Source organism: Arcticibacter tournemirensis (genome assembly GCF_006716645.1).
Lineage (GTDB): Bacteria > Bacteroidota > Bacteroidia > Sphingobacteriales > Sphingobacteriaceae > Arcticibacter > Arcticibacter tournemirensis.
The window spans coordinates 2,131,602-2,144,645 of the sequence record NZ_VFPL01000001.1; the positions used below are offsets into that span (position 1 = coordinate 2,131,602).

Annotated in this window: 14 protein-coding genes; 8 read left to right on the plus strand and 6 right to left on the minus strand. The window is 42.1% G+C overall.

Translation table 11 applies throughout. The features are described 5' to 3' along the window. Positions 1–21 precede the first annotated feature (21 nt). Positions 22–492: an Lrp/AsnC family transcriptional regulator gene (locus BDE36_RS08995; RefSeq protein ID WP_128771167.1), complete on the plus strand. Its 471-nt coding sequence runs from the start codon at positions 22–24 to the stop codon at positions 490–492. A gap of 184 nt (positions 493–676) precedes the next feature. Here the strand turns inward: BDE36_RS08995 and ung are convergent, their stop codons facing one another. Further along, on the minus strand, positions 677–1,351 hold the full coding sequence (ung, locus tag BDE36_RS09000; RefSeq protein ID WP_141814603.1) for a uracil-DNA glycosylase: 675 nt from the start codon (positions 1,349–1,351) through the stop codon (positions 677–679). Between the two features lie 70 nt (positions 1,352–1,421). On the opposite strand from ung, the gene BDE36_RS09005 reads away from it, so the two are divergent. Further along, positions 1,422–1,973 (plus strand): DUF2892 domain-containing protein, encoded by a 552-nt coding sequence (locus tag BDE36_RS09005; RefSeq protein ID WP_128771169.1) that lies wholly within the window; start codon positions 1,422–1,424, stop codon positions 1,971–1,973. A 34-nt stretch (positions 1,974–2,007) separates the two neighbouring features. Here the strand turns inward: BDE36_RS09005 and BDE36_RS09010 are convergent, their stop codons facing one another. The 5 genes from BDE36_RS09010 to BDE36_RS09030 all read right to left on the minus strand — a co-directional run bounded on the left by BDE36_RS09010 (position 2,008) and on the right by BDE36_RS09030 (position 7,802). Then, entirely contained in the window at positions 2,008–2,220 is a 213-nt protein-coding gene (locus BDE36_RS09010; protein ID WP_141814604.1) for a hypothetical protein, read from the minus strand. A gap of 78 nt (positions 2,221–2,298) precedes the next feature. Then, positions 2,299–4,020 carry a lysine--tRNA ligase gene (gene lysS / locus BDE36_RS09015; protein WP_141814605.1) on the minus strand — a complete coding sequence of 574 codons (1,722 nt, stop codon included), beginning with the start codon at positions 4,018–4,020 and terminating at the stop codon, positions 2,299–2,301. A 150-nt stretch (positions 4,021–4,170) separates the two neighbouring features. Further along, the gene (locus tag BDE36_RS09020; protein WP_141814606.1) at positions 4,171–6,084 is read right to left on the minus strand and encodes an AMP-dependent synthetase/ligase; all 1,914 of its coding nucleotides are present in this window, start codon (positions 6,082–6,084) and stop codon (positions 4,171–4,173) included. 151 nt (positions 6,085–6,235) lie between these two features. After that, entirely contained in the window at positions 6,236–6,562 is a 327-nt protein-coding gene (locus BDE36_RS09025) for a HesB/IscA family protein (protein WP_128771173.1), read from the minus strand. Between the two features lie 34 nt (positions 6,563–6,596). Further along, complete coding sequence (locus BDE36_RS09030; protein ID WP_141814607.1) at positions 6,597–7,802, minus strand: IscS subfamily cysteine desulfurase; 1,206 nt, start codon at positions 7,800–7,802, stop codon at positions 6,597–6,599. 365 nt (positions 7,803–8,167) lie between these two features. Here BDE36_RS09030 and BDE36_RS09035 point away from each other — a divergent pair, with 365 nt between their 5' ends. The 6 genes from BDE36_RS09035 (at position 8,168) to BDE36_RS09060 (ending at position 13,042) form a co-directional block, all read left to right on the plus strand. Then, positions 8,168–8,416, plus strand: coding sequence for a type B 50S ribosomal protein L31 (locus BDE36_RS09035; protein ID WP_128771174.1), 249 nt, complete (start codon positions 8,168–8,170; stop codon positions 8,414–8,416). Between the two features lie 67 nt (positions 8,417–8,483). Next, positions 8,484–9,665 carry a putative sugar nucleotidyl transferase gene (locus BDE36_RS09040; RefSeq protein ID WP_141814608.1) on the plus strand — a complete coding sequence of 394 codons (1,182 nt, stop codon included), beginning with the start codon at positions 8,484–8,486 and terminating at the stop codon, positions 9,663–9,665. Between the two features lie 10 nt (positions 9,666–9,675). Next, a complete protein-coding gene (gene tpiA, locus BDE36_RS09045; protein ID WP_128771176.1) occupies positions 9,676–10,443 on the plus strand; it encodes a triose-phosphate isomerase in 768 nt (255 codons plus the stop codon). A gap of 2 nt (positions 10,444–10,445) precedes the next feature. Next, positions 10,446–11,282: a 50S ribosomal protein L11 methyltransferase gene (prmA, locus tag BDE36_RS09050; protein ID WP_141814609.1), complete on the plus strand. Its 837-nt coding sequence runs from the start codon at positions 10,446–10,448 to the stop codon at positions 11,280–11,282. 43 nt (positions 11,283–11,325) lie between these two features. Further along, positions 11,326–12,696, plus strand: coding sequence for a UDP-N-acetylmuramate--L-alanine ligase (locus BDE36_RS09055; RefSeq protein WP_141814610.1), 1,371 nt, complete (start codon positions 11,326–11,328; stop codon positions 12,694–12,696). A gap of 4 nt (positions 12,697–12,700) precedes the next feature. Beyond that, positions 12,701–13,042 (plus strand): helix-turn-helix domain-containing protein, encoded by a 342-nt coding sequence (locus BDE36_RS09060; protein ID WP_128771179.1) that lies wholly within the window; start codon positions 12,701–12,703, stop codon positions 13,040–13,042. The last annotated feature ends 2 nt before the right edge of the window (positions 13,043–13,044 follow it).

Sequence of the window (13,044 nt, forward strand, 5' to 3'; positions counted from 1 at the left end):
ATTGCAGAATAATTGTAAACGATGCCCTACCAACCAGACAAAATTGATCTTCAAATTCTTAAAACGTTGCAGCAGAACGGACGTATTACAAATCTGCAGCTTTCCACTGAAATAGGTCTGTCGCCAGCCCCTACCCTCGAACGGGTAAGGAAGCTCGAAAACCTTGGTGTAATTAAAAGTTATCATGCAATAGTAGATGAAGAGGAACTCGGGCTGGGAATCAAGTCGTTTATTCAAATTCAGCTCGACTTCCATCAGAACAATACTATTCAGACTTTTGTTGACGAGGTAAAGAAAATTAAAGAGATTACAGAGTGTCATCATGTGACCGGGCTCTGCGATTTCGTCCTGAAAATTTACGTAAAGGATATTAAGGCCTACGAGAAACTGATCATGGAAAAGATCAGCAAGATCAGAGTGGTAAAAACTTTCCAAACCATGATGATCCTTTCAACAAGCAAGAAAGAGCCGGTGATCCCGCTGGAATACTAAGGCAATTGACAATGGACAATTGACAATGGAGAGTTGACAATTGACAATTGACAATTGAGAATGGGCAATTGACAGTGTGTCTAATTTAATTAGTTTCGCAGCAAAACAACCGTGCATAAATTCAATTATGCGATATCATTTTCAATTCTGCATTATCAACTGTCCACTGTCCCCTGTCAATTGTCTAAATTTGCCAGTCTATCGGTTCAAGTCCCTGTTCTTTCAGCAACTGGTTTGTTTTGGAGAAATGACGGCAACCGAAGAAGCCATGCTCTGCAGAGTAGGGTGAGGGGTGGGCTGCTTTCAGGATGAAATGTTTATTCGCGTCGATTAGAGGCATTTTTGCCTGAGCATTTTTCCCCCAGAGCAGAAAAATAATTCCCTTTTTCTTTTCAGACAGTTCAATGATTGCCTGGTCGGTGAACTTTTCCCAGCCCTTGTTATGGTGTGAGGCTGGTTCTCCTTTTCGGACGGTAAGGGTAGCGTTTAGCAGTAGCACTCCTTCGTCGGCCCATTTAGTTAGCTCTCCGTGATTGGGAATGGTAAATCCTTCGATGTCGTTCTTTAACTCTTTATAAATGCTTCGTAAGGAGGGAGGAACTGTTACTCCTTTTTGCACTGAGAAAGCAAGTCCGTGGGCCTGTCCCTGACCATGGTAGGGGTCCTGCCCCAGGATCACGGCTTTTACCTTCTGAAACGGTGTATGATTGAACGCGTTAAATATCATATTCCCCGGGGGGAAAACGGTCTTTCCTTCCTGTTTTTCCCTGAGAAGAAAGGCTTTAAGATCTTTCATGTAGTCCTTTTGAAATTCTCCTTCAAGGGCGGCTTTCCATGATTCTTCTATTTGAACAGGCATAATGCTATATTTTTTGTTTAAGCGGCTAAATAAGCGGATATTTGCATCCACTTAACAAAGAAATAAAAATATGCCGAACTTTTTAAGGTTAATAATAGCTTTTGCTTTACTCGGGTGTTCTGTTGCGTTAATGATTTTTGGACACTGGGGCTGGGGTATACTTGTATTGCTGCTGGCTATTATCGTAGTTGTAACATTTTTCTTTAACGAGAAGATGCTGATTGCGCAGTATTATCTTAGAAAAGAAAACATGGATAAAGCGGAAAGCTGGCTTAAAAGCATTAAGAATTACGAAACAGAGCTGTTGAAGGCTCAACACGGATACTATCATCTTCTTATTGGTCTTATAGAGTCTCGCAAGGCACCTATGCAATCGGAAAAGTACTTTAAGAAAGCTCTTTCATTAGGAATGACCATGGATCATAATATAGCTCTTGCAAAGTTAAGCCTGGCAGGAATTGCCATGGCAAAGCGAAATAAGAGGGAAGCTACGATGTACCTTCAGGAGGCAAAGAAGGCCGACAAGAATAAGCTACTGGCAGAGCAGATAAAGATGATGCAAGGACAAATGAGCCAGCTGGATAAGACAGTGGTTCAAACCCGAGGGTTCAGGCCCAGATAGGCAGAGATTGACAGATACATCGATGATGTGGTGATTATTTATCGTCCAGATGATCAAAATAGGTGTTTCTTTCTAACCTTGCAGCTTTGCTTATAATATCCTCTTCTTCGTTTGTTTTGGCTGAAGAGAAGAACTTTTCCGCTTGTATCCTTTTCAGGAGCTGACTAATAAAAGAAAGGTCGAAATCTTCCTTATTTAATTTAATAAGGTATTCTTTTTCTGTAATCTCGATACTAGATAAATTCATAAAATCCGTTTTGGTAACAAAAATAAAAAAGGCCTGTAAATTCAATATTTACAGGCCTTTAAGCTTTTGTTAAGTCTTTTATTCAAACCAGAGCATGACTTCCTCTTTCGAAGGCATGGTTATTTCAAGTTTCAGCTTTTTACGCATTCCTCCGAGATCGTTAAATACCTTATTCGGGTTGCCGGCTTTAAGCTCCTCTATTGTATTGAATCCCATTTTCAGGAGAACAGGAACCCATTCTACAGGGACTCCAATCGCTACAAAATCATCTACTGAAGCTACTTTCAATCGTTTCTCGGGGCGCATCTGCGGGAAGAAAAGAACCTCCTGTATGGTGCTCTGGTTGGTCATAAGCATCACCAGCCTGTCGATACCAAAACCGAGCCCTGAAGTAGGAGGCATCCCGTATTCAAGAGCTCTCAGGAAATCTTCGTCCATCGCCATTGCCTCTTCATCACCACGGTCGGCCAGTGCCAACTGGTCCTCAAAGCGGCCTCTTTGGTCTATCGGGTCGTTTAACTCTGAATAAGCATTTCCGATTTCCTTCCCGTTAACAAATATTTCAAATCTTTCAACCAGCCCTTCAATACTGCGGTGTTTCTTGGCCAGAGGGGTCATTTCTACCGGGTAATCGGTAATGAACGTAGGCTGGATGAGGTTGGCCTCTACTTTTGCGCTGAAAATTTCATCCACCAGTTTGCCTTTGCCCATCGATTTATCGACCTCAATGTCGAGGTCGCGGCATACCTGGCGGAGCATCGGCTCGTCCATTTGGGAAACATCAATACCTGTATATTTTTGTATGGATCCGAACATTGATAGTTTCTCGTAGGGGCCGGCAAAGTCAATCAGATGTTCAGCAACTTTTACCACTGAAGTACCATGGATAGCCAAAGCAATCTTTTCGAGACATTCTTCAACCATCGACATCATCCAGATATAATCCTTATAGGCCACATAGATTTCCATGGAGGTAAACTCAGGATTGTGAGTGCGGTCCATCCCTTCATTGCGGAACATCTTGCCAAATTCGTAAACGCCATCGAAGCCTGCTACAATGAGCCTTTTCAAGTATAGCTCATTAGCGATTCGCAGGTAGAGGGGCATGTCGAGCGTATTATGATGCGTTTTAAACGGCCTCGCAGCTGCACCGCCATGTATCGGCTGAAGGATCGGTGTTTCCACCTCCATCCATCCCTGGCTGTCGAAGTAATTCCTCATCGTATTGATTACCTTCGAGCGGTTGATAAAGATCTGCTTGAGCTCAGGATTAACGGTAAGGTCGACATATCTTTGCCTGTATCTTAATTCGGGGTCAGTAAATCCGTCGAATATGTTGCCCTGCTCGTCTCTCTTTACTACGGGAAGAGGCTTGAGTGATTTTGCCAGGAGCGTAAGTTCAGTTACATGGACAGAGATTTCCCCTGTTTGAGTTGTAAAAACAAAGCCCTTAACGCCTACGTAGTCGCCTATGTCGAGCAATTTCTTGAATACCGTATTATAAAAAGTTTTGTCCTCGCCGGGGCAGATATCATCGCGCTTTATATAAACCTGGATACGGCCGGTAGAATCCTGCAATTCGGCGAAAGAGGCACTTCCCATGATACGGCGGGTCATGATTCGTCCGGCAAAGCTGATATTCTTATATGATGTTTTATCCCGTTCGTAATTTTCTTTTATATCCCTTGCTGTAACGTTTACATTGTATGATGCAGCAGGATAAGGCTCGATACCGAGCTGTCTTAACTGCTGTAATGCCTCGCGGCGTAAAATTTCCTGTTCGGACAGTCCAATACTCATCGTCGTTGTGTAATTTTTGCAAAAGTAGCAATTATTGGGGGAGAAATCCGAAAGCTTTCGGATTTCGGCAGTTGGCTTTGGCTTTCAGTTATCAGCAATCAACTTTCTACTTTGAACTTTTAACATTCAACTCCCTACTTCCAACTCCCTTCATCCCTCTGCTTCTTCCTCCTGGTATAGTTTATTTATATCGTGTGCATATTTTTTCTCTATCACTTTCCGTTTCGCCTTAAGGGAAGGGGTCATTTCGCCTGCCTCAATAGAAAAGGGATTCCGTTTAACCATAAAGTTTTTGATGCGTTCGAATTTCGCCAGCTCATGGGAAAGCTTCCTGATGTCCTGCGCAATCCATTCTCTTATTTCTTTATCCTCGATAAACATTTCAGGATTTTGAAAGAACTCTTCCGGAAGTCCGAACTCATGTTGCAAGCTATCTTTAGAGGGAACTACAATTGCTGTTATATACTCACGTTTGTCGCCTATCAGGAAGATCTGTTCTATCTTCTGGCTTTTGAGGTAGGTATTCTCGACGGGCGTAGGGTAAACATTCTTGCCGTAAGAGTTCACCAGGATGTTTTTTATCCTGTCGGTGATCTTTAGATTCCCCTTGTAAAAAAGGCCTACGTCACCTGTGTGAAACCAACCCTCCGGGTCAATGGCCAGGGCTGTATCTTCCGGTTTGTTCCAATACCCTTTCATCACGCAGTGGCCGCGCACTATTATTTCGCCTTCGGGTGATTCGAACGACGGATCGAAGCTTTCATGTGTTTGAACGGTGTAGATCTTCCCTGTTTCGACATCCTGAATGCCAACTTCTATCCGGGGGATAATCCGACCCACCGTACCGTATACCTGACGGTCGAATTCGGTGATCGACATGATGGGAGAGGTCTCTGTCAGCCCAAATCCTTCGAGGACTTTGATGTTGAGATTTCCAAAAAATTCGCCTACGTTTTTGGGGAGCGCAGCTCCACCCGACAGCAGGCATTTCAAACGGCCGCCTGTCTTTTCCCTAATCTTGCTGAAGACCAGCTTGTCGGCTATTTTTTGTTGTATAGATATAGCGAGGCCAGGCCTTTTGCCGGCTTCTTTGATTTCGCGGTATTTTCTTCCTATATCTATAGCCCAGTTAAATACCTTTGCTTTGGCGCCGCCGGCCTGTGTTGCACTTTTTACTGCCTTGTCATGAATTCGTTCCAGCAAACGCGGAACACAGTTCATAAACGTTGGCTTGATCTCCTCCATGTTTTTTGCCAGGAGTTCAAGACTCTGCGAAAAAGCTATTCTACAGCCTTTTGCGCTGCATACATGATAGGTTGCAGTACGTTCAAATACATGTGAAAGAGGGAGAAACGACAGGAAGACTTCTTTTGAAGTAACTACAGGAATTTGCTCCAGGGAAGCCTTTACGTTCTCAATGAAGTTATGATGCGTAAGCATTGCGCCTTTCGGTATGCCTGTAGTGCCCGAGGTGTAGATTAATGCTGAAAGATCTGATGGTAATACGGCTTCCCGGCAAGCAAGGATTTGCTTTTCGTGAACAGGAAGATTCTTTCTGCCTTGTGCCAGGAGTGCAGAAAATCCAATTACTCCGGCGTTCAGATGAATGCCCTCCAGATACTTTTCGTAATTATCAAACGCAGGAATGATCCGTTCGAGAGAAGGACAGTTGTTCGCTATTTTTATTATCTTTCTAAGAAGGAATGGTGTTCCTACCAGGATTGTCCTTACGCCGGCGTCATTCAGGATATATTCAATTTCGTGTTCCGATAGTGTGGGGTAGATGGAAACATTTACCGCCCCGATCTGCTGAAGTGCCTGGTCGTAGTATATGTATTCAGGTGAATTTTCTATTATAAATCCCAGACGGTCGCCCTTCTTTATCCCTATCTCCAGGAGATAGCCCGATATGGCATCTGCATTATCGAGTGTCTGCTTAAAGCTTATCTCCTTCCAGCGTCCGTCTTCTTTGTGCATCAGGAACGTTTCTGTCTCAGGGTGAATGTTATTCACAACGTTACGCAGCAACTCAGGAACTGTGCTGAATCCGGTCTTCAAATTCATCTATTGGTTATCTTTGTTTAAACAACAATATACATATTTTATGCCACAAAAAAAGGGGCTGAGGCCCCTTTCGCGCAAATATACTATCTTATTTCAATCTGTAAAACTGTTTTTACCTGAAATAAGGCTTTCTGCTTTATGAAAAATATAGTTAAACCGAGAAACTTTCTCCGCAGGCGCAGGTGCGCGTGGCATTGGGATTATGGAAGTTGAATCCTTTTCCGTTAAGTCCGTCAGAGAAATCCAGTTCCGTTCCGGCCAGGTATAAAAAAGACTTCATATCCAGCGCGATCCGGATACCTTTGTCTTCGAAGAACTGATCTCCGGGTTTTTCGGCGTTGTCGAAATCGAGTTTGTATGATAATCCCGAACAACCGCCCCCTTCTACTGAAACCCTCAGAAAGTATGATGCATCATACGCCGCCTCCTGTATAAGCGTATCTATCTGAGCTTTTGCTTTATCTGTTATTGTTATCATCGTTTTGTTTTTTTAGATACAAGAAATAAAAAAGCTAGTTTTCCTGCCATTCGGCCTTGCCTGCTTCTTTAAATAATTTCCAGAAAGGAGAACCTTCCCGGAGCTGTTTTACCGCTTTTTGAGTTTGTTCGATCACAAAGTCTATTTCTTCTTCATTTGTAAATCTTCCCAGTCCAAATCGTATCGAAGAGTGTGCCAAACTATCAGACAAGCCCATGCCTTTTAATACATGCGAGGGTTCGATAGAGGCCGAAGTGCAGGCAGAACCTGATGAAACAGCAATGTCCTTCATTGCCATTATTAAGCCATCGCTTTCTGCATGACTGAAGGAAATGTTGGTAATGCCGGGAAGCCGTTGCTCTTTGTTGCCATTAAGGCACGTTTCCTCCAGTTCCAATAATGAGTTTTCCAGCTTATCTCTAAGATAAGAAAGACGCCTTACCTCTTCTTCCATTCCTGTACGACAGAGTTCACAGGCTTTCCCCAGTCCCACGATCCCCGGGACATTCAGTGTTCCCGACCGGAGTCCGCGTTCGTGTCCTCCTCCGTCCATTTGCGCTGTAATCCTGACCCTCGGGTTTTTACGTCTTACATAAAGGCCGCCAACGCCTTTGGGTCCGTACATTTTATGTGCTGAAAAAGCCATCAGGTCTATTCCGTCTTCATTAACGTCAACAGGTATCTTCCCTACAGCCTGCGTCGCATCTGTGAATAATAAAGATCCATGCCTGTGTACCAGCTCGGAGATTTCGCGTATTGGCTGGATAACTCCAGTCTCGTTGTTGGCATACATGATAGATACAAGGATAGTGCGTTCGTTCAAAACGCTTTCAAGCTCTTTTAGATCAATTAGTCCGTCGCTGTTTACTGCGAGATAAGTAATCTCAGCCCCCAATTTCTCCAGGTGTTTACAGGTGTCGATAACAGCCTTGTGTTCTGTAACGCAGGTGACAATATGGTTGCCTTTTTCCCTGTACATTTCAAATACACCCTTTATTGCAAGATTATCGGCTTCGGTAGCGCCCGATGTAAAGATGATCTCTTTATCTGAAGCACCTATGAGTTTTGAAACCTGTTCTCGTGCGAGGTCTACGGCTTCTTCTGCGATCCACCCGAAAGCATGATTTCTACTGGCCGGATTCCCGAATTTTTTAGTGAAATAGGGAATCATAGCTTCGAGTACCAATGGGTCCATCGGGGTAGTTGCATTATAATCTAAATAAACCGGCAGAGTTAGCATCTCTATCACGTTGTATGTTATGAGTTGTAAGTTATTAAGTATGAACCGCCTGAATGCCTTTTTTACGAAAATATAAAGGCGTTTTACCTTTAACTTAACACTACATACAAAGATAACTAAAAACTGTGGCGATCACACGTGATCGTGTTTCTTTCAAGGGGATACGCTTTTTTATGACGAAAGGGTGATTTTGGTCACTTTTGTTTATAATTGCACAGTTCAAAATTAGTAGGGGCAGGACGCTTTGCAGACAATACACTCTGAAATAAACTGTGTATTCATTTGATATTAAAGACTGGTTTTAAAATTGATTTTGAATATTAAAATTTTAATCGCATATTTGCGCCTCTGAAAAAGTTAAGATCATGAAGGCTGATTTGCATCCAAAGAATTATAGATTAGTTGTTTTTAAGGATATGTCTAACGAGTATTCTTTCATCACTAAATCTTGTATTGATACCAAGGAAACCATTAAATGGGAAGATGGTAATGAATATCCATTAGTGAAGCTTGAAATTTCTCATACTTCACATCCATTCTATACAGGCAAAATGAAATTAGTAGATACTGCAGGACGTATCGATAAATTCCGTAGCCGTTACGCTAAGAAGTAAGAAAAAATATAAGAAATATTTTGAAAGTCCCGGTGAACAGCCGGGACTTTTTTTATTTTTGCCCTAAATGACCATTATTCTATTTGACGATTCAGTACGTGAGAGTTTGTTACCTTTAACATTTACACGTCCTGTTGCAGCGTTGAGGGTTGGAATTCTTACTATTGCCGAAAAGTGGGCCGAATATCTTCAGGGAGACATTGCTTATCTTACAGCCGATTATTTGCAGGAAAAATTCAGGTTAAGTATCTCCAGTCAGAATATTTTTATAAATGGCTCTGTTTGTCCTGATGACGCTTTGCTTGAAGCTGTCAGTGGCCTCAGGGAAGGTGAAGCTTTAAGACAAAATGACGTACTTATAGCAGTGAAATTTAATGAGCATGATGCCCGTGATTTTCATCTGAATATCGCCGGTATTAAAACGATAAATTACACATCCGATCTAACCAGAATTGTATATCCTGAAGACGTATTTCTGAAGAACGAAACAGAGCTTCGCAGAGACTTTAAACTCCTTTCGGGTAAACGGCCTTCGGGCAATCTTAGTTCAACGAATACTATTCTTGGAGATAATATCTTTGTCGAAGAAGGCGCCGTAGCAGAATGCAGCACCTTTAACACATTACAGGGGCCTGTCTATCTTGGTAAAAATTCTGAAGTATGGGAGGGATGTATGATTCGCGGGGCTTTTGCACTTTGCAATAACTCGCAGGTGAAAATGGGCACTAAGATCTATCCGAAAACAACAATAGGGCCCTATTGCAGGGTGGGAGGAGAGATCAATAACGCGGTTATTCAGGGTTATTCTTCAAAAGGTCACGAAGGTTACCTGGGAAACTCGGTAATAGGGGAGTGGTGTAATATAGGAGCAGACAGCAATAACTCGAATCTTAAAAACAATTACAAAGAAGTGAAACTCTGGGACTACAGCACCCTGAAGTACCGGAATACAGGTTTGCAGTTTTGTGGCCTGATTATGGCTGACCATTCTAAATGTGGTATCAATACCATGTTTAATACAGGTACGGTCGCTGGAGTTTGTGCCAATGTCTTCGGTGCGGGCTTTCCTCCTAACTTTGTTCCCGATTTCTCGTGGGGCGGGCAGCAGAAAATGGAGACGTACTTTCCTGAGAAGGCGATGGAAACTATCGGAAGAGTGTTTCTGAGAAGAAACAGGATATTTGATGATACTGAAAAACAAATCCTTGCAAAAGTATTTGATCTTACTAAACAATATAGAAATTTTTAACAATTAAACGATGAGAAAAAAAATAGTAGCCGGCAACTGGAAAATGAATATGGATTACACATCAGGTGTAAGTTTGTTTTCTGAAGTGATCAATATGGTAAATGATGAAGTTCGCGGAGAGCAGGAAGTAGTAGTTTGTCCCCCCTTTGTTCACCTGCATAGCCTGGCCCAGCTCGCTAATCAGAATGTAAAGATCAGCATCGGCGCACAAAACTGTCACCAGGCAGAATCGGGTGCATACACCGGCGAAGTGTCGTCTTCAATGATTCAATCTGTAGGTGCAAAGTATGTGATCCTGGGGCATTCAGAACGCCGTCAGTATTTTGGTGAAACGAATGAATTGCTGGCAAAGAAGACAGACGCTGTTATTAAGACCGGATTGCTTCCCATTTTTTGTATTGGTGAAACGCTGGAAGAGCGCAATAACAATATCCACTTTGATGTTATTAAAAGGCAATTAACCGAAGGCGTATTTCATCTTGGTGCAGAGGACTTTGCAAAAGTAGTTCTTGCTTATGAGCCGGTATGGGCAATAGGTACGGGTGTTACTGCCAGCAAAGAACAGGCTCAGGAAGTACACGCGTACATAAGAAAGCAAATTGAAGCCCGTTATGGAGATGCTGTAGCTGAGAATACAACTATTCTTTATGGAGGAAGCTGCAATCCGAAAAATGCTCCTGAACTGTTCTCTCAGCCTGATATTGATGGAGGGCTTATAGGTGGAGCATCTCTTAAATCAAGGGATTTTACAGATATCGTAAAAGTTTTCAATAAATAACATTGGACTATTTCGAATTAAAGTTCACAATAGACTCGAAAGAGGACTTTCATCGTGACCTGCTTCTCAACGCTGTTGCAGAAGCAGGTTTCGATACTTTTGAGGAAACTCCTCTTGGGTTTAATGCCTATATATCTTCAGAGAAATATAACCAATCGCAGCTAAATGCACTATTGGAGCCTTTTGAGGATATGTTTGGCTTTTCGTACGTGGAAGGATTAATACCTCAGAAGAACTGGAACGAAGTATGGGAAAGTAATTTCGATCCTATCACCGTTTCAAACCAGTGCTATATCAGGGCAACTTTCCATCAGCCGCATCCAGAATATCCTTACGAAATAGTTATTGATCCTAAGATGGCCTTCGGCACAGGGCATCACCAGACAACAGCTATGATGATGGAGTTTATGCTGGAGGCGAATATACAGGGTAATACGGTGCTTGATATGGGATGCGGAACGGGAATTCTGGCTATTCTGGCCCGAAAGATCGGTGCAGCATCAGTAACTGCTATTGATTACGACCCTATTTGTTACGAGAGCACCATTGAAAATGCTGCGTTAAATAACATTAGTGGAATAGAAGTTCTTTGTGGCTCGAAAGAAATGATACCGGATAAAAAGTTCGATATTGTTTTTGCAAATATTAACCGCAATATACTTCTGGACCAGTTTGAGCGTTATGCAGATGCGGTAAAAGCTGGAGGTGAACTGTTTATAAGCGGGTTTTATGAGGTTGATTGCCCCGTGTTACTCGAAGCAGCCGATAAATATTCTTTTGTATTTACTGCCAAAAAGCAGTTAAATGACTGGACTTCTCTTAAACTTTTAAAGAAGTAAACATCTTTACTTAAAATAGAAAGTTTTTCTTATTGATTGATTTATGCGAATACATTTTATTGCTGTTGGCGGAAGTGCCATGCATAATCTGGCTATTGCCTTAAAGCAGAAGGGCCATGTTATAACAGGATCGGACGATGCTATTTATGAACCTTCCCGGACTCGTCTGGAGAAATACGGCATACTACCCGCGAATATGGGCTGGTATCCTGCAAATATTACCAGTGATATCGATGCTGTTATTTTGGGTATGCATGCACGCGCCGATAATCCTGAGCTATTGAAAGCCAAAGAAATGGGATTGAAAGTATACTCTTATCCGGAATATATTTTTGAGCAATCGCGTGATAAAGTGCGTGTTGTGATAGGAGGAAGCCATGGAAAAACGACGATCACTTCTATGATTCTCCATGTTCTAAAAGAGAGTGGCAGAAGTTTTGACTACCTGGTCGGAGCGCAGCTTGAAGGCTTTGAGACTATGGTGAAGATAAGTGATGCCGGCGTGATCGTTATCGAGGGCGATGAATATCTGACGTCTCCTATCGACAGGCGTCCTAAGTTTCATTTATACCAGGCAAATATTGCTGTTATTAGCGGTATCGCATGGGATCACATTAATGTTTTTCCAACATTCGAAAATTATACTGATCAGTTTAAAAATTTTCTTCAAACGATCAGACCCGGTGGTACGGTGATTTACAATCAGGATGATGCTGTAGTGCAAAAAATAGTAGATGAGTCAGCTATCGATGTATCAAAAAAAGGATATTCATTGGCTAGTAATTACATCGCTGATGGCGTTACGTATCTTAAAACCCCAGATAAGGACTTGCCTTTGCAGATTTTTGGTAAACACAATCTTTATAACATAGAAGCGGCGCGTCATGTGTGTGCGGAACTTGGTATTTCGGATGAACAGTTTTATAATGCAATATCCTCATTTAAAGGGGCTGCAAGGCGACTTGAGCTGTTAGGAAAGACTGAGCATACGGCGGTATATAAGGATTTTGCACATTCGCCTTCAAAGCTGAAAGCCACAATAGAGGCCGCAAAACAGCAGTTCCCGGACCGGGAGCTTGTTGCTGTGATTGAATTACATACCTTCAGCAGCCTGAACCGGGATTTTCTAAAGGAATACCACGGAAGTATGGACCTCGCTGATACTGCTGTTGTGTTTATTAACCGTCATACTTTTGAACAAAAGAAGATGGAACCTTATGGTGAAAATGTAGTTAAAGAAGCATTTGGTAACAGCAAGTTAAATTTTTTCAATAATAATGAAATATTGGTCGAATTTTTGAGTTCTATTAATTATAAGGGTAAAAACTTGCTTCTTATGAGTTCAGGCGATTTCGGTGGACTAAATTTGGTGCAAGTTGCAGAACGAGCCCTCGAAACAGTGGATAAAAGATAGGAACATGAAAACATTAGGTAAAAAGATAAGACTTCTGCGGCACCAGAAAGGGTGGAGCCAGGAAGATGTAGCGAGGCGGTTAGATATTTCTATTCCTGCATTTTCAAAGATTGAGACCGGTATTACAGACATTAACCTTTCCAGATTAGAACAGATTGCTAAATTGTTTGATATGACAGTAGTACAATTACTTACATACAATGATACTGAGCAGCAGGAAAAATATCTTTCAGAACTGGAATCTATTTCTAAACGTCTTCAGGAGAGGGAGTCAGAAGTAATTCAGCTTCAAAAGAAGATCATTGATTTGTTCGAGGAGCTTAGAAGGACAAAAGTTTTAGCATAAAA